Source organism: Pedobacter mendelii (assembly GCF_014635725.1).
Classification (GTDB): Bacteria; Bacteroidota; Bacteroidia; order Sphingobacteriales; family Sphingobacteriaceae; genus Pedobacter; species Pedobacter mendelii.
Window position 1 is genome coordinate 183512 of sequence record NZ_BMDJ01000004.1, and the last position, 20596, is coordinate 204107.

15 protein-coding genes are annotated in these 20596 nt (G+C 35.5%); 12 read left to right on the forward strand and 3 right to left on the reverse strand.

The window, feature by feature from the left end:
• Positions 1-3: 3 nt before the first annotated feature.
• Both IEV50_RS08940 and IEV50_RS08945 read left to right on the forward strand, forming a co-directional pair.
• Positions 4-2196, forward strand: coding sequence for a catalase (locus tag IEV50_RS08940; protein WP_188413229.1), 2193 nt, complete (start codon positions 4-6; stop codon positions 2194-2196).
• 125 nt (positions 2197-2321) lie between these two features.
• Entirely contained in the window at positions 2322-2927 is a 606-nt protein-coding gene (locus IEV50_RS08945; protein WP_188413231.1) for a hypothetical protein, read from the forward strand.
• On the opposite strand, the gene IEV50_RS08950 is transcribed toward IEV50_RS08945, so the two are convergent.
• Positions 2924-3406, reverse strand: coding sequence for an ankyrin repeat domain-containing protein (locus IEV50_RS08950; RefSeq protein ID WP_188413233.1), 483 nt, complete (start codon positions 3404-3406; stop codon positions 2924-2926). The genes IEV50_RS08945 and IEV50_RS08950 overlap by 4 nt on opposite strands.
• A gap of 207 nt (positions 3407-3613) precedes the next feature.
• On the opposite strand from IEV50_RS08950, the gene IEV50_RS08955 reads away from it, so the two are divergent.
• From IEV50_RS08955 to IEV50_RS08975, 5 genes are read left to right on the forward strand one after another with little or no spacing between them, the layout of a single operon-like run.
• Complete coding sequence (locus IEV50_RS08955; protein ID WP_188413235.1) at positions 3614-4999, forward strand: mercuric reductase; 1386 nt, start codon at positions 3614-3616, stop codon at positions 4997-4999.
• A gap of 2 nt (positions 5000-5001) precedes the next feature.
• The gene (locus IEV50_RS08960; RefSeq protein ID WP_188413237.1) at positions 5002-5958 is read left to right on the forward strand and encodes an ABC transporter ATP-binding protein; all 957 of its coding nucleotides are present in this window, start codon (positions 5002-5004) and stop codon (positions 5956-5958) included.
• Positions 5951-7519: an ABC transporter permease/substrate-binding protein gene (locus IEV50_RS08965; protein ID WP_188413239.1), complete on the forward strand. Its 1569-nt coding sequence runs from the start codon at positions 5951-5953 to the stop codon at positions 7517-7519. Before IEV50_RS08960 ends, IEV50_RS08965 begins: the two co-directional genes overlap by 8 nt.
• Complete coding sequence (gene egtB / locus IEV50_RS08970) at positions 7519-8670, forward strand: ergothioneine biosynthesis protein EgtB (RefSeq protein ID WP_188413241.1); 1152 nt, start codon at positions 7519-7521, stop codon at positions 8668-8670. The genes IEV50_RS08965 and egtB overlap by 1 nt, the downstream gene beginning before the upstream one ends.
• Before the next feature lie 6 nt (positions 8671-8676).
• Positions 8677-9648 (forward strand): L-histidine N(alpha)-methyltransferase, encoded by a 972-nt coding sequence (locus IEV50_RS08975; protein WP_188413243.1) that lies wholly within the window; start codon positions 8677-8679, stop codon positions 9646-9648.
• On the opposite strand, the gene IEV50_RS08980 is transcribed toward IEV50_RS08975, so the two are convergent.
• Positions 9649-10719 (reverse strand): aminotransferase class V-fold PLP-dependent enzyme, encoded by a 1071-nt coding sequence (locus tag IEV50_RS08980; RefSeq protein ID WP_188413245.1) that lies wholly within the window; start codon positions 10717-10719, stop codon positions 9649-9651.
• 220 nt (positions 10720-10939) lie between these two features.
• On the opposite strand from IEV50_RS08980, the gene IEV50_RS08985 reads away from it, so the two are divergent.
• The 4 genes from IEV50_RS08985 to IEV50_RS09000 all read left to right on the forward strand — a co-directional run bounded on the left by IEV50_RS08985 (position 10940) and on the right by IEV50_RS09000 (position 17542).
• A complete protein-coding gene (locus tag IEV50_RS08985; protein WP_188413247.1) occupies positions 10940-14248 on the forward strand; it encodes a SusC/RagA family TonB-linked outer membrane protein in 3309 nt (1102 codons plus the stop codon).
• Positions 14249-14266: 18 nt separating this feature from the next.
• Entirely contained in the window at positions 14267-16051 is a 1785-nt protein-coding gene (locus IEV50_RS08990) for a RagB/SusD family nutrient uptake outer membrane protein (protein WP_229746679.1), read from the forward strand.
• A 117-nt stretch (positions 16052-16168) separates the two neighbouring features.
• On the forward strand, positions 16169-17008 hold the full coding sequence (locus IEV50_RS08995; RefSeq protein ID WP_188413249.1) for an endonuclease/exonuclease/phosphatase family protein: 840 nt from the start codon (positions 16169-16171) through the stop codon (positions 17006-17008).
• Between the two features lie 162 nt (positions 17009-17170).
• Entirely contained in the window at positions 17171-17542 is a 372-nt protein-coding gene (locus IEV50_RS09000) for a hypothetical protein (RefSeq protein ID WP_188413251.1), read from the forward strand.
• A 33-nt stretch (positions 17543-17575) separates the two neighbouring features.
• Here IEV50_RS09000 and IEV50_RS09005 read toward each other — a convergent pair whose 3' ends face one another.
• Positions 17576-18574, reverse strand: coding sequence for a LacI family DNA-binding transcriptional regulator (locus IEV50_RS09005; protein ID WP_188413253.1), 999 nt, complete (start codon positions 18572-18574; stop codon positions 17576-17578).
• Positions 18575-18829: 255 nt separating this feature from the next.
• On the opposite strand from IEV50_RS09005, the gene IEV50_RS09010 reads away from it, so the two are divergent.
• Complete coding sequence (locus IEV50_RS09010; protein ID WP_229746680.1) at positions 18830-20596, forward strand: glycoside hydrolase family 13 protein; 1767 nt, start codon at positions 18830-18832, stop codon at positions 20594-20596.

The window sequence follows — 20596 nt, forward strand, 5'->3', positions numbered from 1 at the left end:
AATATGGCTAAGAAAACATCCAATAAAAATAGTTCTCCTGCACAGCAAGAGAACGATAAAACCAATAAATTAGAATCTTTCGTGGCAGATTCTACTGGTCAGTTTATGACAACCAATCATGGTGTAAAAATCAATGACGACCAAAACTCGCTTAAAGCTGGTGATAGAGGCGCAACATTACTCGAAGATTTTATCTTAAGAGAAAAAATTACACACTTTGATCATGAGCGTATTCCAGAACGTGTTGTACACGCAAGAGGTTCTGCAGCACACGGCGTTTTTAAAGTTTACGATGATTTATCAGAAATAACCAAAGCAGCTTTTTTATGTGATACCAGTATTGAAACACCAGTTTTTGTTCGTTTTTCTACGGTAGCCGGCTCTCGAGGTTCGAGCGATTTAGCCAGAGATGTACGTGGATTTGCAGTTAAGTTTTACACACAGGAAGGCAATTTTGATTTGGTAGGTAATAACATGCCAGTATTTTTTATTCAGGATGCAATTAAGTTTCCTGATTTAATACACGCAGTAAAACCTGAGCCGGATAATGAAATGCCGCAGGCAGCTTCAGCTCATGATACCTTTTGGGATTTTATTTCTCAACTTCCAGAGTCTGCACATATGATAATGTGGGCAATGAGCGATCGTGCTTTACCAAGAAGTTACCGCATGATGGAAGGTTTTGGAGTACACACTTTCCGTTTTGTAAATGCTCAAGGTGTTTCGAATTTTGTAAAATTTCATTGGAAACCTCTTCTCGGCGTGCATTCCGTTGCTTGGGATGAAGCGCAAAACATTTCTGGTAAAGACCCTGATTTTCATAGAAGAGATCTATGGGATGCAATTGAAGCAGGAGCTTTTCCGGAGTGGGAATTAGGTGTTCAAATTGTTCCTGAAGAGGATGAATTTAAATTTGAGTTTGATTTACTTGACCCAACAAAGCTGATACCCGAAGAACTTGTACCTGTACAACGTGTTGGAAAAATGACTTTAAATCGCAATCCGGATAATTTCTTTTCTGAAACCGAGCAGGTTGCTTTTCATATTGGTCATGTTGTTCCAGGTATTGATTTTACTAACGATCCGTTATTACAGGGTAGATTGTTCTCTTATACCGATACGCAATTAATTCGTCTTGGCGGACCAAATTTCCATGAAATTCCAATTAACCGCCCAGTTGTTCCGGTTCATAATAATCAACGAGATGGTTATATGCGTCAAACCATTAACCGTGGTAAAACCAGTTATGGTCCTAACGCCATTGCAGCCAACGACCCTCAACAAGCCAAGGCAAAAGAAGGTGGTTTTGTAAGCTATAATGAAAGGATTGATGCTAAAAAGATACGAGCAAGAAGCAGAAGTTTCTTTGATCATTTTTCACAAGCTCGTCTTTTTTTTAATTCGCAAAGCGATCCTGAAAAAAACCACATCACTGATGCACTGAGTTTCGAACTTGGAAAAGTTAAAGCAGTAGAAATTCGTGAACGTATGCTTGCCTTATTGGCCGAAATTGATAAAAACTTAGCCGCAGAGGTTGCTTATGCTTTAGGATTACACATTCCAAAAATTCCTCTAAAAGAACTGAATAACAGCATCCCGGCTGATGGTGATAGAAGTGAATATGCATCTACAAACCCTGAGGGTAGTTTAGCAAAATCAGAAGCATTAAGTATGGCTGGTACGATTAAAGATACCATTCAAACCCGAAAGGTTGCAATTTTAGCTGCTGATGGCGTTGATGAAAAATCGTTAAGTAAAGTTAAAGATGCATTGATAACGGAAGGAGCGGTGGTTCATATTATTGCTCCAAAGTTAGGCAAAATCATTTCTGAAGGCAATGTGCAAATTACTGTTGATGAAAGCTTTTTAACTGCTGCATCTGTTTTGTACGATGCTGTTTACGTTCCTGGTGGTGGAAATTCAGTTGCAACTTTAGAAGCAGAGGCAAATGCCGTTCATTTCTTAAATGAAGCTTTTAAACATTGTAAAGCTATTGCAGCCGATGAACAAGCATTACAAGTATTGGAATCAACCTACTTTTATAAAAAATTACCAGCAGAGTATTCTAAAGAAACAGTGCTACGCGAAGGCGTATTGGTTTCGGCAGATATTAAGAACTTAGCTAGTACTTTTATCGAAATGATTGGTATGCACCGTTTCTGGGAAAGAGAAAATCCTAGAAAAATTCCTGCATAATTTATCTGCGTTGCAAATTGATTATGAATTATTTTATTCATTTCAAATCAAATATATATCGAATGCTGTTTACATATAGCATTCGATATATGATTTTACCATCAACCTAAACTAAAATCCTAACTATGGAAAACAATACTAATCTTCCTAAAGTACCTGAGCAAGTTGTTGGAAGTGAGGTGGATGTTGTAGATGAACGGAAATTTCAAGGAGAGGAAGAAGCATTAAAAAGATATTTAGTTTCTTCTGAGCGACTTTTGGATGTAAATAATTGGGGCAAATATGCAGGGATTTCTGCTTTTCAATTGATTGATAACCATGGCGTTCGTGCTCAAAGGCTTGCAGAACACAAAGATTATATTCGCATAGATATTCCAGGTCCGGGAACTAAGGCAGGAATGGGTTATGATTGGGTTAGAATCGAAGAAATAGAACGAAATGATGATGGAAACGAGCGTTATGTTTTAATTAGAGTAAGGCCATGTCCGCATCCACTTTCTGATAAAAACGATACCGCACACTTTTTGAAAGATAATGCTACCTCTACATTTATTGTAAGGCAAAAAGGAAACGTTGTTTATGCCGAAGAACATGGGCATAATGAACTACCAAATACCACAAACGGCAGTTTATACGATAAGGGAAGAAACTTTGTGGTAGGTATGGCTGCAAAAATTGGCTTATCCTATCCTCAGTGGAGCAGCCTGGTTAAAGGTCTGCTTGCCGATTAAGATGTTTGATATTCTTGAATCATTTGCATTCCAGCTTCATTACCTTGTAGTGCCGCAAATTCCAAAGCAGATTGACCGGTTTTATCCAATATAGTAGTGTCAGCATTACTATCTAAAAGTAATTTCAACACATCATTTCTGCCAAACATAGCAGCAAACATTAAGGCAGTTCCGCCGTTTCCATGTTGCAAGTTCAAATCAGCTCCGCTTTCAATCAGCAACTTGGCTATGTCTGCATAACCTTTAAAAGAAACGCCCATTAAAGCTGTATTTCCACCATTATCAGCATCATTTAAATCTGCACCTGCTTCAATTAATAGTTTTGCGGCTTCATATTGGTTATTATAACATGCAATTATTAATGGTGTAAATCCTTTTTCATCCTTTAGATCAACATTTGCTTTTTGCAGAATCAGTTCTTTTAATACTTCAATTTCACCTTTTCTGGCAGCAGGAATTATAAGCTCGTTAATGTTCATGCTTTAATAACCTTTGCTTTTTATAAAAGTTTTAACAGCGTAAAGATTTTGAACTTTCAGGAAATATTTATAATTATATTAATTCAATTTTTTTTAAAACCTCCAAACTGAAGCAACTAATTATGTTACAATTAAAACATTGGAACACTTTGCTGGTTCTATTCTAAGCTTTAATTTTTTACTTATCTTTAGAATCATCCCAAAACAATGAAACACTTTGATGCTATAGTTATCGGTGCCGGTCAAGCAGGCGTTCCTTTAGCTAAAAAACTTGCTCAGGCAGGAAAAAAAATCGCTGTAATAGAAAAAAGAATAGTTGGTGGCACTTGTATAAATGATGGCTGCACACCAACTAAAGCCATGATTGCTTCCGCAAAAATGGTTTATCAAGCTGGTAAAGCCGATGAGTTAGGGGTAAACATCGGTTCAATAAAAATAGATTTTAAGAAGGTAAAACAGCGTAAAGATGATATTGTAGAACAGTTCCAAAAATCTGCTCAAAAAGGTTTGGAAGAAACCAATGGTTTAACACTAATTATGGGTGAAGCCCGGTTTAGCGGTGAAAAAGAAATTACCATTTTGTTGGCCAATGGCAAAGAAGAAATCATCACTGCCGATTGGATTTTCATCAATACAGGAGCAAAAACTGCAATACCTGATATAGATGGATTAGATGAAGTAGATTTTTTAACTTCTACTACTATCCTAGAGTTAGATAAAATCCCTGATGAATTGGTCGTAATTGGTGGCAACTACATTGGTTTAGAGTTTGGCCAAATGTTTAGCCGGTTTGGCAGCAAGGTAACCATCATTGAGCAGTCATCCACAATTTTGGCACGAGAAGATGAAGATGTTTCGGCTTCATTAACCGAAATATTAAAGGATGAAAAAATTGAAATCATAACCAATGCTGTGGTTAAAAAGTTTACATCAAATAAAAAGAATAAAATAGAAGTAGAACTTCAAGCTGATAACACCACCAAAAAGATAAAAACTAGTCATGTTTTAATCGCTACAGGTAGGATACCACAAACCAAAAATTTAGGCTTAGAATTTTGTGGAGTAAAAACAGATGAGAAAGGACATATCCTAGTTAACAATAAATTAGAAACCAATGTTAAGGGGATTTTTGCTTTAGGTGATGTTAAAGGCGGACCAGCATTTACGCATATTGCATACAACGATTACACCATAGTTTACCGGAATTTAATCGAAAAAACAAAATACAGCATTAAAAACAGACCAGTACCATATTGCATGTTTACCGACCCACAATTGGGCAGAATAGGAATGTCTGAGAAAGAAGCCAAAGAGAAAAAACTTGATTATAAAGTTGCTTTGTTACCAATGGCTTATGTTGCCCGAGGAATTGAAACCAATGAAACTAAAGGCTTAATGAAAGCAATTGTTGATGCAAAGAGTAAAAAGATATTGGGTGCGTCGATTTTAGCTTCAGAAGGAGGGGAAATTGTGTCGGTTTTACAAATGGCGATGGAAGGCGATATAACCTATGATAAAATTAGATACGGTGTTTTTGCACATCCAACCTATTCAGAATCGTTGAATAATCTTTTTATGAAGCTTGATGATTAGAAATGATTGAACTTAAAAATGTTAGTAAAAAGTATGGTGAAGCAGTAGCCGTAAATCAGGTTTCTTTCGATGTTAAAGAAAAAGAAAATTTGGTTTTGCTAGGCACAAGTGGTTGTGGTAAAACCACAACCCTAAAAATGATTAACCGACTTATTAATCCTGATGAAGGTGAAATCATTATCAATGGACAAAATATTATCAATCAAAACACAGAAATTTTAAGGAAAGGAATTGGCTATGTAATGCAAAATATTGGCCTTTTTCCACACTATACCGTAGAAGAAAACATCGCGATAGTTCCTGAATTATTAAAGTGGGATAAAAAGAAAATTCAAGATCGGGTGTATGAGCTTACCGAGAAACTTCATCTTCCAGCAAATTCTCTTAAACTTTTTCCTAACGAATTAAGTGGTGGGCAACAACAAAGGGTAGGACTTGCTCGTGCTTTGGTATCAGATCCTGCTGTATTATTAATGGACGAACCTTTTGGAGCATTGGATAATGTTACAAGAACCAGTATCCGGAAGGAATTTAAAGATTTAGAAGAACTCAAAAGAAAAACCATGGTGATGGTTACCCATGATGTTGAAGAAGCTTTTGAACTTGCCGATAGAATTTGCTTGATGGATAAAGGTCAGATTATGCAAATCGGAACGCCAAAAGAGCTACTTTTTAATCCCGCTAACGATTTTGCGAAGAAGTTTTTAGACGGACAACGCTTGGCGTTAGAATTTAAGATTGTCACCATTGAAGACATCTGGGAGAAGCTGTCAAACAGGTCAAGCATAAATAAAGGTTTAAGTGCTGATATAAGCGTTTGGGATGCGATGGAAAAATTACGCAACAATCAAGCAGCAGAACTGCAATTTTCAAACAACACTCAAGAATATAAAAGCGCAAGTTTTGACGAATTAATTAAAGCTTTTAATCAATATAAAAATTTTACCAAACATGAATGAGCAACAAACGCTTTGGCAATTCATGTCGATGGAATCGGATAAATTGCTTAGCCAAACGGTACAACACATTGGTTTAACCTTTATTTCGCTTCTGTTTGCAATTGCAATAGGTTTGCCTTTAGGAATTTTAATTGCCCGTAGGCGTAAATTATCTGGAATTATTTTAGGTATTGCGGGCGTTTTACAAACCGTACCAAGCATTGCTTTGTTGGGCTTTATGATTCCAATTTTAGGTATCGGAGCCAAACCTGCAATTGTGGCGCTACTTATTTATGCACTGCTCCCTATTATTAGAAATACCTACACCGGCATTATTGGCATTGATAAACACATTATCGAAGCTGCAAAAGCCATGGGAATGAGCAAATCGCAAATCTTATTTAAAGTAGAAATTCCCTTGGCAATGCCTGTTCTTCTTGCAGGAATCCGTACCGCAACCGTAATAAATGTTGGCGTGGCAACGTTGGCGTCGTACATTGCTGCTGGTGGTTTGGGTGAGTTTATTTTCGGTGGTATATCGCTTAACAACACCAATATGATTTTAGCTGGTGCAATTCCTGCAGCTTTACTTGCCATATTATTAGATGGTTTACTTGCGCTAACCCAAAAATTGGATTTTAAAAAACTCAAAAAAGTATTAATCTTTTCTTCCGTTTTTTTAATTATTTTAACTGCTTTCTACGTATTGCCATCTGCTTATGGCTCTGGTTTAAAGGCTGGTTTTACACCCGAATTTATGGGCAGGCAAGATGGCGATTTAGGCTTAAAATCTGCCTATGGATTAAAAATTAAAACTGTGGTGATTAGTGATGCAGTTATGTATAAAGCTGCTTTTTCAAAAGAACTAGATGTGATTAGTGGTTACTCTACCGATGGACGGCTCAAAGCTTTTGGACTTAAAATTTTAAAAGATGATAAAGGAATTTTCCCACCTTATTATGCCGCACCAATTGTAAATCAAGCTTCTTTAAATAAGTTCCCCGAATTAGAAGATGTTTTAAATTTATTGGCAGGCAAAATCACCGACTCTGTTATGACCGATTTAAATTATCGAACCGATTATCTTCACCAAACACCAGAAAAAGTTGCCATAGATTTTTTAGTGAAAGTTGGCTTATATAAATCGCCAAAAGGAGGAGCTGGTGAAACCATTAAAATTGGCTCAAAAATTTTTGGCGAGCAATACATTCTGGCAGAAATTTACAGCATGCTTATAAAAGGAAATACAAATTATAAGGTGGAAACTAAAACCGGTTTAGGTGGCACGAAAATTTGTTTTGATGCTCTGGTTAATAACCAAATTGATTTTTATCCAGAATATACAGGTACCGGATTGTTAGCTATTTTAAAACCCGACAATAAAATTGTTTCGCAAATATCTCACAATAAAGATGAAACGTATAAATATGTAAGTGATGAGTTTAATAAAAAATATAAGATTAAATGGTTAAAACCAATCGGGTTTAATAATTCTTATGCATTGATGATGCGACAAAAACAATCCTCAGAAATAGATGTTAATACCATAACAGATCTCAAAAACTATCTTGATAAAAATTAATGAATCTTGCTGAAAAATACCTAAGCATTCGAAAACATGCTGAGCAACTTTGTGAACCTTTACAAATAGAGGATTATGTGGTTCAACCTGTTGTAGATGTTAGTCCGCCGAAATGGCATTTAGGGCATACTACCTGGTTTTTCGAAACCTTTATTTTAATACCCTATTCAACTTCTTACCAGGTTTTTAACGAAGATTACAATTACGTATTTAACAGTTATTACGAAACTGTAGGTAATCGTGTTATTCGTACCGATAGAGGTAACTTAAGTAGGCCAAGTGTAAATGAAGTTTATCAATATCGCCATTATGTAGATGATGCAATGGTATCGTTTCTTTCCACAGAAATATTGTCAGAAGTGCTTGAATTGGTAATTTTGGGTTTCAATCACGAGCAGCAACATCAAGAATTACTGCTAACAGATATAAAATTTATTCTTGGCAATAATCCACTTTTCCCAGTTTACGATTCAAATAAAAAGGAAACTATATCAGAGCATATCAACAACTCTAATATGCTTACCGTTTCGGAAGGCATTTATGAAATCGGCTATAACGGAAATGATTTTTGTTTTGATAACGAGTTAAACCGACATAAAGTTTATTTAAACGAATTTGAAATCTGTTCTAATTTGGTTTCAAATGAATCGTATTTAGATTTTATAAATGATGGAGGTTATCAAAATTTTAATTTTTGGCATGCTGAAGGTTGGGATTGGGTAAATACCAATAAAATTAATGCACCAATGTACTGGCATTTAATTGATGGCAAGTGGATGAATTACACACTTCAAGGTTTAAAAGAAATCAATCTAAATGAGCCTCTAACCCATATTAGTTATTACGAAGCTTATGCTTTTGCAAGTTGGAAAGGAATGCGATTACCAACAGAATTTGAATGGGAAGTAGCAGCAAAAAACTTTAACTGGGGCGAGCGGTGGGAGTGGACCGAAAGTGCTTACTTGCCATATCCAGGTTTTAGTAAAGCTCCGGGTGCAATAGGCGAATACAACGGGAAGTTTATGGTAAACCAAAAAGTATTACGTGGTTCATCAATCGCTACACCTGCAGAACATAGTCGCATAACATACAGAAATTTTTTTCATCCACATTTAAGATGGCAATACACAGGCATTCGTCTTGCTAAATAGAAATTTATGATGCTTACAACAGAAAAAACCACAGTAAATAATACTCAATTTTTGCAAGAAACTTTGGCAGGATTAAATGCCGGGCCAAAGCGAATGTTTTCAAAATACTTTTACGATGAAACTGGCGACCATATCTTTCAGCAGATTATGGATATGGAAGAATATTACCTTACCAATGCCGAAATGGAAATTATGCAATACCAGGCAAATAGCATTGCAAACGTAATTTCTGTTGATAATGAAGCTTTTGATTTAATTGAATTAGGCGCTGGTGATGCAACAAAATCCATTCATTTGCTAAAAACCCTACTAGATAAAAACCTGAATTTTAAATATTATCCTATTGATTTTTCGGAGCATGTAATAAACGATTTGGACGTGAATTTGCCTGCAAAGCTTCCTGAATTAATATTTGAAGGTTTGAATGGCGACTATTTCGATATGCTTAAAAAAGCTACAGAGATTTCGGATAGGAAAAAAGTTGTTTTGTTTATGGGAGCAAACATTGGCAATATGAATGTTAGTGAAGCTCGAGGATTTTGCTTAAGCCTTAAACAATTATTGTCTCCTGATGATATTCTGATTATAGGTTTTGATTTGAAAAAAAATCCACAGCAAATATTAGCAGCCTACAATGATAAAGCAGGCATTACACGTTCATTTAATTTGAATTTACTTAGCCGAATTAACCGTGAACTTGATGGTAACTTTGATATAAGTGCCTTTGAACATTACGCCAATTACGACCCAGAAACCGGTGCATGCAAAAGCTATTTAATCAGTTTAAAAAATCAAATCGTAAATATTGGTAGTAATGCAATTCATTTTTCAGAGAATGAATTTATTATGATGGAAATTTCACAAAAATATTCACTAAACGAGATTGATGATCTTGCTCAATCATCAGGTTTTCAATTGATAAATTCTTTTACCGACCAGCAAAAATATTTTGTTGATGCGGTTTGGAAAGTTGGCTAATTAATCCAAAACGCTCAGTAAGGAGTTTAAATCTTCCTCTGTATTGTAAAAATTAAAAGATATTCGCGTTCCGGCACCTCTTGGCGAACATAAAATCTTTTCGGCAATTAGCTTATCAACTGTTTCTTTGTTAAGTGGTAAACTCATAATAGAAGATTGTTCTTTTCGCTCCACCATCCAATCTGTAAGCAATCCTTTCTGATGCAAAGCTCTTCTGGCTTGGTTTGCAAGGCTTGCTGTAGTTTTTTCAATTGTGTTTAAGCCAATTTTGTTTAAATATTTTACTCCTTCGTTTAATGTTCCAAAACTTAAGCTATCTAAATGTCCGGGTTCTAAACTAAGCGATAAATAATCTCTGCCGCTTAAAAATGGTGCAGATGGCAATGTAAATGGCTTTCTGTTTTCGTAAAGTACTTCTTTAATTTTATCTGATAAGAAAATGTATCCGTTTCCATAACCACCTAAAAGCCATTTGTAACCACTACCTATCAAAACATCTAAGCCTGATTGTTGGAAATTAAATACAGCAGTACCTAAAAATTGCGTACCATCAGCAATCAAAATCAAATCGGGGAAATTAGCTTTTAAATTTTTGATAAAATCACTTTGCATTTTCAAACCGCTGATGTATTGAACCATGCTAAAGGCAAATACGGTCGGTTTAAATTTTTCGATGGCATTCAATATGTTTTCTTCTAGATTAGCATCAATTGCCACTTCTAAAAACTCAAATCCTCTGCTCGTAACCGGATAACTTACTGATGGGTAATCTTCTTGCAGCAATAAAAAACGGTGATTTCCAGCCAATCCATTTAAAATAGAATTAAATCCACTCGAAAAATTCTGACTTAAATACGTATTATCTTTTTTGGATGAAAAACTTTCGGCAAGATTTAGTCTTAAATCTTCCATAACCTTTAAATTATTGGCTCTAAAGGTACTTCCACCTTCAATAAATTCGGCATCATGTTGTTTACGCCAATTGGCAATTTCTACAGATAATAATCCTGAATTTGCCGTATTTAAATAAGTACAATTTTTAAGAATTGGGAAATTTTCGCTAAACATCATCCTCAAAAATAAATAAATAACTCTAGCACAAGAATTATAATTTATAAGTGCCTTAAGGTTAACTTAAGAATAAGAAAACAGACAAATCGTAGTTCATTTCCACTTCAGAGGTTAAAGTAAGTTAATCATAGGTTCACATAAGGGCGATAGCTTTGCCACATTCTAAGGAACCAAGGAAATTAAACTAAAACGGTTTAGGCCGATAACTAATTTTTAACAAATGAAAAAACCTTTACTGCTAATGCGGAAGCTTTTGCTTTGTACTTCTATTGCATGCCTTCTACAAAACAATGTTTTAGCCGTCCCAATTGTTGCGGCAAAACTTAATTATCCTGAGTTTGAAGCTAAAAATCAGGAAACCGGAACCATCAGCGGAAAGATTATTGATGAAAAGGGCGAATCGCTTCCAGGTGCAAGCATCTTGATTAAGGAATTGAACAAAGTTGTTCAAAGTAATCCTGACGGTAGTTTTAGCATCACAGCTCCTGCAGGCACATACAACATTCAAGTCAGTTTTGTGTCTTACACCACTGTTACGCTAAGTAAAATTGTAGTTAAAGCAAAAGAAACTACACCTTTAAATGTTACACTTAAAGGCGAAACGGGTAGTTTAAACGAAGTACTTATTGTTGGTTATGGTACACAGAAAAGAGAAAATGCAACTGGTGCTGTAGATCAGATTACTTCTAAGAATTTAGAAAACAGACCAATTACCAATTTAACTCAAGGCTTGCAAGGCTTATTGCCCAATCTAAATTTAAAAATGTTAGATGGTAAGCCAAATCAATCTCCGAATTATAATATTCGTGGTACAACTTCTATCGGTCAGGGTGGAAGTGCTTTGGTCTTAATTGATGGTTTTGAAGGCGACCCTAGCTTATTAAATCCAAACGATGTAGAAAGTGTTACCATTTTAAAGGATGCGGCTTCTGCAGCAATTTATGGTGCACGAGGCGTTTTTGGAGTGGTATTGATTACAACAAAGAAACCAGAGAAAGGTCGTACAAGCATATTTTATTCAAGCAATTACGCCATAAAGAGTCCTTTACAAGTTCCTGATTTTGTAACCGATGGTTATACCTGGGCAAAAATGTTTGCAGAGGCATTCGTAAATGGAGATGGAGCTTTTCCTCAAAATGCCAATAAAACGCAGAAATTTTCTCAGGCTTATCTTGATGAATTTAAGCGAAGAGCAGAATCTGGTCAGCCTTACAAGGAAGTTGAAGTAAACCCAACTACTGGAGAATATACTTATTATGGCAATACAGATTACTATGCCGAACTATATAAAAAGAATACTGTTGCTACGGAAAACAATCTATCGGTAAGTGGTGGTAGTGAGAAGGTGTCGTTTTTAATATCAGGTAGATATTTAAATCAAGATGGATTGTTTAAGTATAATAGTGATGATTACGACATGAAAAACATCAGGGCAAGAGGTTCTGTGCAGGTTTTTCCTTGGCTAAGTATAGAAAACAATGCAGATTATTCAGTTTCAAACTACCATAATCCTATAAACGTTGGTGAAGGTGGTGGTATTTGGCGAAACATTGCCGATGAAGGTAAACCAACCATGCCAATTTATAATCCTGATGGTTCCTTAACATTTGCTGCAGCTTATACCGTGGGCGATTTTATTTACGGCAAAAATGGTATCGATACACGCAAGCAAATTTTTAGAAACATTAGCGGTATAAGAACTAAATTTTTTGATAACAAGTTTCGTATAAATGCCGATTTTACTTTCCGTAATACCAATAACGATATTGAGCAAAAACGAGTTCAGGTTCCGTATAGTAATACACGTGGGGTAACTTCTTTCGTAGGTACAACAACCAACGACTTGTTATTTGATAAACGCGAAACCCAGTACATAGCAACCAATGTTTTTGCAGAATACGAAAATCGATTTGGTACCAATCATTATTTAAAAGCTATGGTTGGTTACAATTACGAACAATCTACCTATAACCGAGTTGCCGTACAGCGTAACGGAATTATTTTTGAAGATGCTACCGATTTAAATCTAGCTGTGGGTCAATCTATTACAACTGGTGGTGGTTACGAGCAATGGGCTATTTTGGGTGGTTTCTCACGATTGAATTATTCATTTAAAGATCGTTATTTATTAGAGGTTAATGCCAGATATGATGGTTCGTCTAAATTTCCTTCCAATCAGCGTTATGGATTTTTCCCATCTGTATCAGCAGGTTGGAGAGTTAACAAAGAAGCTTTTTGGAATGTATCAGATAAAATTATTTCTGATTTAAAAATTAGAGGTTCTTATGGCTCACTTGGAAACGGAAACATTGCATCTTATGCCTTCCAGGAAATTTTTAACATCAGCCAATCCGGCGTAATTTTAAACGGTGTTAAACCACCAATCACCCGAATTCCGGCAGTATTGCCTGATGGTTTAACCTGGGAAACTTCTACAACAACAAACGTTGGTTTAGATTTAACCATGCTTTCTGGCCGTTTAAGCTTTAATGGTGATGCTTACATTCGCAAAACTACGGATATGTTTACCTTCGGACTAACGCCTCCTGCCGTGTTCGGTGCTGATGTTCCTAAAGGAAACTACGCCGATTTAACTACGCGTGGATGGGAAGTTTCAATAGGCTGGAACGATAAAATTGGTAAATCTGAAAAGCCTTTCAGCTATAACGTAAGGTTAACGCTTGCCGATAATAAAACCAAAATTGATAAATATAACAATCCCGATAAATTGTTAAGCGATTATTATGAAGGACAAACCTTAGGTGATATTTGGGGTTACGAAACAGAAGGATTTTTTATTGATGATGCAGATATTGCTTCTCATGCCAAGCAAGATCCTCAAATGCGTGCTTCTCCAACCGGTAAATGGTTTCCTGGTGATATTAAATTAAAAGATCTAAACGGTGATGGTTTTATCAACGTTGGCGAAAATAAAGTAGGTAAATCTGGCGATAGAAGAATCATTGGTAATTCAGCGCCCAGGTATCTTTACGGCATTAACTTAGGTGCAGATTGGCACGATTTCTCTTTCTCTGTTTTCTTTCAGGGTGTAGGTAAGCAACAATGGTATCCAAGTACAGAAACTGAAATGTTTTGGGGGCAGTACAACAGACCATATAACAATATTCCAACTTTCCATTTAGGCAATATGTGGACACCACAAAACACAGATGCTTATTTCCCTCGCACAATGTCAAGAGCCGCATCTAGCAATACCAATCGTACGCTTGGTGTAGCACAAACCCGCTATCTTCAGAATGTAGCCTATATCCGAATGAAGAATATCCAGGTTGGTTATACACTTCCAACAAGATGGGTTAACAAAGTTGGTGTACGTACGGCAAAAGTATTTTTCTCTGGCGAAAATCTCTTTACATATTCGCCAATGTACAAAATCGTAAAAAATACAATTGATGTTGAAAATGCTGTGCCGTCTGATCAAGATTTAAATCCGAACAGCACCAATGGAGATGGATATAATTATCCGATATTGAAAAGCTACGCATTTGGAGTAAATATTGGATTTTAAGGTTATTGAACAAAAAAAATGATAAAGATGAAAAAACAATATATATGGATATTGCTGAGTTGCCTGAGTTTGGTAGCCTGCAAAAAGCTCGATCAGAAACCAGAATCTACGGCTTCTAAAGAAGCCGTATTTGGTACCGAAAACGGATTAAAACTCTATACAAATTCCTTCTACAGCATGGATTTTTTACCAAAAAATTCTATCAGTTTGGATGCAATGTCGGATTATTTGGCGGTTAAGTCTGTGCCGGATTTTGTTCGTGAGGGTGGTTTTGCTGCCAACAACAGCTCTGGCTGGTCTTGGAGAGATTTAAGAAACATAAACTACTTTATTGAAAACTGTAAAGACCCTGCCGTACCTGCTGTTGTTCGTAATCACTACATAGGTTTAGCACGTTATTTCAGGGCTTATTTTTACATGGAAAAAGTTAAACGCTTTGGCGATGTGCCTTGGATAGGTAAACCGCTTGACGTTGATGATGCATCACTTTTTGCAGGTAGAGATAAGCGAGAATTGGTTATGGATTCCGTTTTAGCCGACATCAACTTCGCCTGTGCAAATATTACAACTACGAACGACGCAACCCGTACCACAATTACAAAATGGGTTGCTTATGCTTATAAATCAAGGTTGTGTTTGTTTGAAGGAACATTTAGAAAATACCAAACCGAATTAAATTTAGGTTCAACAGCAAATAAATGGTTAGAAGAATCTGCATCAGCTGCAGAACAAATTATAAAAAATGGTGGTTTTTCATTAAATACAGCAGGCGGACCAGGTGTATCTTATCGTCAGGTTTTTACCAGCAATACACCTGTAGCCAATGAGGTTTTACAGTCTGCCGTTGCCGACTTAAATCTTGGTGTACTAAGTGACGCCAATTGGTGGTGGACTAGTGGGACTTACGGAGCAAAGGCTAGTTTTACACGTACTTTTATAAATACCTATTTAAAACTTGATGGAACACCATACACAAATGACCCATCATATCGAACACAATTGTTCAAAGATGAAGTAAAAAATCGCGATTTAAGATTAAAGCAAACCATTCGTTTAGGCGATTATAAACGTATTACAAGTGGTCAGCTGGTTGCGGCTCCACCAGTTTTTTCTTATACGTTTACAGGTTATCAACCAATAAAATTGACACTTGATGATACTTATTTTGATGCGGGTGCCCTAAATACAAATGCGATTTCATTGTTCCGTTATGCAGAAGTGTTATTAAATTATGCTGAAGCTAAAGCAGAATTAGGTACATTAACCGATGCTGATTGGGCCTTAACTGTTGGTGCTTTAAGAGCAAGAGCAGGGATTACTGGTAGCTTAACTACAAGGCCAACCGTTGCCGATCCATACTTAACAGCAAATTATTTCCCTGGAATTACAAATGCTGCTTTGTTAGAAATTAGAAGAGAGCGTGGCATAGAGTTAAGTTTAGAAGGATTTCGCTTTTCTGATTTATTGAGATGGAAACGCGGACCATTAATGGAGCAGGAGTGGAATGGTTTTTATGTTCCGGCTTTAAACATACCACTTGATTTGAACGAAGATGGGATTTTGGATGTTGCTTTTTACCAAGGAACCCGACCAACACCTGCTGTTGCAGGCGTTACATATGTTGATGTTTCGGCAACAGTTGGTGCAGCGATAAACTCTCAGCTATTGAAAAATGGTTCATCTGGTGAGTTGACCTGGATGAAAGAAATACCGAGAAAATGGCTGGAAAGGAATTATTATTACCCAATTCCGTTAAATGATTTGCAGCGTAATCCAAATTTGAAACAGAATAATGGTTGGTAAATTTTAAAGAGACGTTGCGGTGAAGTTTGGAGTGCTAACAATAATTTCACCACTGCTTTTCAATTTGACAAATTCTAGGCTCGAATTAAGCAGCTTAATTTAAAAAAAATAAAATAAATGAAACTAAAAATATGGTCTGTAGCAGTTTTGCTATTTATTGCTTCTAATGTAGCCGAAGCTCAAAATTTAATCATTGGAACTTTTAATATCAGATTCGATAACCCACGAGATAGTGGTAATTTGTGGGTAAACCGGGCGCCCATTGTTGCAAACCTTATCCGTTTTCATCAATTTGATGTTCTTGGTGTACAAGAAGGACTAAAAAATCAACTCGACGATATCAGTACGGCATTACCAGAATATGCAAGATATGGCAAAGGTAGAGACGATGGAAAAGATGCAGGAGAACATTCTGCTATTTATTATAAAAAAGATCGTTTTAAACTCATTAAAAGCGGAGACTTCTGGCTTTCTGAAACACCAGATCTTCCCGGAAAAGGTTGGGATGCCACTTGCTGCAACAGAATTTGTTCATGGGTATATCTTGAAGATTTAACAACTAAAAAGCAATTTTACACATTCAATGTTCATTTCGATCATCAAGGCGTTGTAGCTCGTAAAGAAAGCAGCAAACTAATATTAAAAAAGATTAATGAAATTGCCGGTAATAAGCCAGTTTTGCTTACCGGAGATTTAAATGGTGGTAGAGATAGCGAATGGTATAAAACCATTGCAAATTCAGCTGTATTGATTGATGTGAGTACAAAAGTTAAATTTCCATATGCTAACAATTCATCTTCTAATGGTTTTAGAACGCCAAGAGGTCAATCCGTTATCGATCATATATTTATGAGTAAACAGTTTGTAGCAATCAGATGGGGAATTTTAACCGATACTTATTTTGGAAAATTCCCTTCAGACCACTTTCCGGTTTTAGCCGAAGTTGAGCTTAAGTAATTTTTAAAATGCATTTTTTGCAAGCAATTGTAGTTTAATTTATTATAGTTATTTTATGCCTTTTGTAGTTAAATTTACAAGAGGCATAAAATTTTAAGAAAAAAATCAATTCTATTGTAGCATTTTCTTTCTAATCATCGTACTCAGTAAAAAATCTAAACTATGAAAAAGCTCATATTTGCACTTTTATTAACAACAATCATTTTATCTTGTAAAAAAAATACCGAAAGTTCAAATGAAATTTATGGTAAATGGAAACTGACGGAAACTTTGTTCGATATAGGCAGTGGGCAAGGCAAATATACAAAGGTAACCGGACCAGATAAGTTTATAATATTTGATAAATCTGGCGAGATACAAGGTGATGCAATGCCAGATTTTATACGTTTCAGACTTATAGATAGCGTAAAGATTGAATTATTCTCTAATGCTTATGTTATGCCAATAACGCATCGTTTTAAAGTTAGTGGTAACAATTTAACAATTAATCCACCATGCATTGAAGCTTGTGGCCTACGATTTACAAGGGAATAGGTTAAAATTGCCAAGCAGAAATTTAAAAAAGACTTAAATAGATCCTCCTTGTACAAGCTTAGATTCGTCTATAATTGTTTGTGCAAAAGAACTTCCGGCAATACACCTCATCATTCTGCTAAATGCTAACTTACCAAGATTATAACCACTTGTTTCTGCATAAGTTATCTCAGGATAAAAAAGTTTAGGTATCATTCCATCGCTAATTCCTATAACTCCAAGGTCATTTGGCATTTTAAGCCCTAGTCTTTGGATGGCTTTCATTGTTCCTGCTAGTATCTCATCACTCATGCAAAAAATGGCAAACTTCTTTCCAATAAAATCTGGTATTAGAGATAAAGTAAGCTGTTCTGCTTCATCAGAGCTTTTTGCATGAACCATTTTTAAATTCATCTCTTTGTCATCCTTAAATAAAACCTCATTAAATTTTTTTAACCTGGCTTGCGTTATAGACATATTTTTATCACCAAAAATTCCAATTACGTTACTAATACCTTTCTTAAAAATTTCGTTTGCTGCTATTGATGCCGCATGCTCATCACCAACACAGATTTTGTTACACGATTCATATTGCGGAACTTTATCGAAAAAGATCACCGGGATTCCGTGAGTATCTAGTTTTAAAAAAGGTTCAATATCTGTTGTTTCTGAAGTTATCGCGATAAATATTCCTGAAACTCGTTTATGTCTACAACTTTTTAAAATTTGCTGCTCAATTTTAGGATCGTTTGATGAGCGATAAATAATAACAGAATAGCTCAAATCTCTTGCTTCCTCTTCTATTGCACTTATAAATGAGTGGTAAAAAAAATTCGAAAGGCTTGGAACAACTACAGCAAATTCCTTGCTGCTATGTGTTCTTAGGTTAATAGCATATGGATTTGGGTCATATTCTAATAATTCGGAAAGTTCGTTTACTTTCCTTTTGGTTTCTGGAGAAATATCAGGATGATCTTTCAAAGCCCTGGAAACTGTAGATATGCTGATACTCAATTGCTCAGCGATTTTTTTCAAAGTTGTATTCTCTCTCATGTTTTAATAGTTGGCACACAAATATAAGTTATCAACAACAAACATTTTCGCAAATGTTACCGCAAACCTTTGCGGTAACAAATTGCCTATTTTAACATTTTTAGATTGATTATAAACTTATCTTCATCTTATAATTGGAAAACATTACAAAGCATAATTAAATCTTTTAAATGTTTTCTATAATAACCAAATATTAAATTAACAGTAATACTAGCTCCTAGTTTAGGATGGGTAAAGTATTGCATCAAAAAAAATATGAGATACTTGCGCCAATTTTTTACTGTATCCCTAGTTCTTGTGTTTATGCATAGTTATGCGCAACAGGTTTCGGTAATTAATAAAACATCAGGTACAATAAATAAATCTGCATGGTGGAAAGAAGCTGTTGTTTATCAGCTTTATCCCCGAAGTTTTAAAGATAGTGATGGGGATGGGATTGGCGATTTGAAGGGTATTATTTCCAAACTTGATTATTTAGAAAGTTTAGGTATTGATGCGGTATGGATTAATCCAATTTTTTCTTCGCCTAATGATGATAATGGCTATGACATAAGTGATTATAGGAATATAATGAAAGAGTTTGGAACGATGAAAGATTTTGATGAACTCCTGGCCGGTTTACATAAAAGAAATATTAAACTGGTACTTGATATGGTACTCAACCACAGCAGCGATGAGCATGAGTGGTTTAAACAGGCAAAATCTTCCCGTAAAAATCCTTACCGAAACTACTACCATTGGTGGCCTGAAGAAAATGGTACGCCAACAGCCAGGTTTAGTTTTTTCGATGTAAATAACGATGCCTGGAAATACGATTCAACAACCAAATCATATTACCTGCATTATTTCTCGCAAAAACAGCCAGATTTAAATTGGGAAAATGAAAATCTTCGCAATGAAGTTTACGATATGATGAAATTCTGGCTTAATAAAGGTATTGATGGCTTAAGAATGGATGCTTTTCAATATGTTTCGAAAGATACAACCTGGAAGAAATATCCCGCAGGATATGAGAAAGAAATCATTAAGTTTTATGGTATGGGACCAAATCTCCATAGCTATTTAAAGGAGATGAACAAAAAGGTAATCAGTAAATATAATGTGATGACGGTTGCTGAAGGTGCAGGCAGTACTTTACAAGATGCTCATTCGCTTGTTGATGAAGATAGACATGAGTTAAATATGGCATACCATTTTGAAATAATGGATATCGGGAACGATCCCGAAGGTTATAAACTTACCGACTTGAAAAAAGCTTTTACCAAATGGGATATTTCATTTGCGGATAAAGGGTGGCTGGCTATTTTTCTGGCCAACCACGATGTGCCTCGTATGGTAAGTAAATACGGAAATGATTCGCCTAAATTAAGAAGCTATTCTTCAAAATTATTGACTACACTAATTATGACCATGCGTGGAACGCCATTTTATTTTAATGGTGATGAACTAGGTATGTCGAATATCAAGTTTAATAAGATTGAAGATTATCGTGATATTGCTACTATTAACGCATATAAAAGTGCAATTGCAAAAGGTGAAGACATGCAAGCTTTTATAAATAAACAAAAATTTATTTCGCGAGATAACACCCGTACACCTTTTCAATGGAATAAAACATTAAATGCGGGGTTTACAACAGGAACACCTTGGATAAAAGTAAATCCAAATTACACAACAGTAAACGTAGCAACCGAAGAAAAGAATTCAAAAAGTGAGCTTTCTTATTTTAAAAAAATAGTTGCATTAAGAAAATCATCTCCGGTTTTAGTTTATGGTGATTATAAAGTATTTGATATCGAAAACCCTGATGTATATTGCTATATCAGAAGTAACGGAAAAGATAAAATACTTGTTGTATTAAATTTTTCTACTCAAGCAGTTTCTTATGCTATAGATAAAAGCTTAAACGCATCATCATCTAGAATGCTGATAAATAATTACGACAATGCAGAAACTTTAAATGATAATAAAATCAGTTTAAAGCCTTGTCAGGCAGTAGTTTTTAAACTTAATCAACATTAA

Coding starts and splice junctions, on each gene's coding strand:
- IEV50_RS09010 (WP_229746680.1), top strand. CDS start 18,830: ATGAGATACTTGCGCCAATTTTTTACTGTATCCCTAGTTCTTGTGTTT.
- IEV50_RS09000 (WP_188413251.1), top strand. CDS start 17,171: ATGAAAAAGCTCATATTTGCACTTTTATTAACAACAATCATTTTATCT.
- IEV50_RS08965 (WP_188413239.1), top strand. CDS start 5,951: ATGAATGAGCAACAAACGCTTTGGCAATTCATGTCGATGGAATCGGAT.
- IEV50_RS08995 (WP_188413249.1), top strand. CDS start 16,169: ATGAAACTAAAAATATGGTCTGTAGCAGTTTTGCTATTTATTGCTTCT.
- IEV50_RS08960 (WP_188413237.1), top strand. CDS start 5,002: ATGATTGAACTTAAAAATGTTAGTAAAAAGTATGGTGAAGCAGTAGCC.
- IEV50_RS08990 (WP_229746679.1), top strand. CDS start 14,267: ATGATAAAGATGAAAAAACAATATATATGGATATTGCTGAGTTGCCTG.
- egtB (WP_188413241.1), top strand. CDS start 7,519: ATGAATCTTGCTGAAAAATACCTAAGCATTCGAAAACATGCTGAGCAA.
- IEV50_RS08955 (WP_188413235.1), top strand. CDS start 3,614: ATGAAACACTTTGATGCTATAGTTATCGGTGCCGGTCAAGCAGGCGTT.
- IEV50_RS08985 (WP_188413247.1), top strand. CDS start 10,940: ATGAAAAAACCTTTACTGCTAATGCGGAAGCTTTTGCTTTGTACTTCT.
- IEV50_RS09005 (WP_188413253.1), bottom strand. CDS start 18,574: ATGAGAGAGAATACAACTTTGAAAAAAATCGCTGAGCAATTGAGTATC.
- IEV50_RS08940 (WP_188413229.1), top strand. CDS start 4: ATGGCTAAGAAAACATCCAATAAAAATAGTTCTCCTGCACAGCAAGAG.
- IEV50_RS08945 (WP_188413231.1), top strand. CDS start 2,322: ATGGAAAACAATACTAATCTTCCTAAAGTACCTGAGCAAGTTGTTGGA.
- IEV50_RS08975 (WP_188413243.1), top strand. CDS start 8,677: ATGATGCTTACAACAGAAAAAACCACAGTAAATAATACTCAATTTTTG.
- IEV50_RS08950 (WP_188413233.1), bottom strand. CDS start 3,406: ATGAACATTAACGAGCTTATAATTCCTGCTGCCAGAAAAGGTGAAATT.
- IEV50_RS08980 (WP_188413245.1), bottom strand. CDS start 10,719: ATGATGTTTAGCGAAAATTTCCCAATTCTTAAAAATTGTACTTATTTA.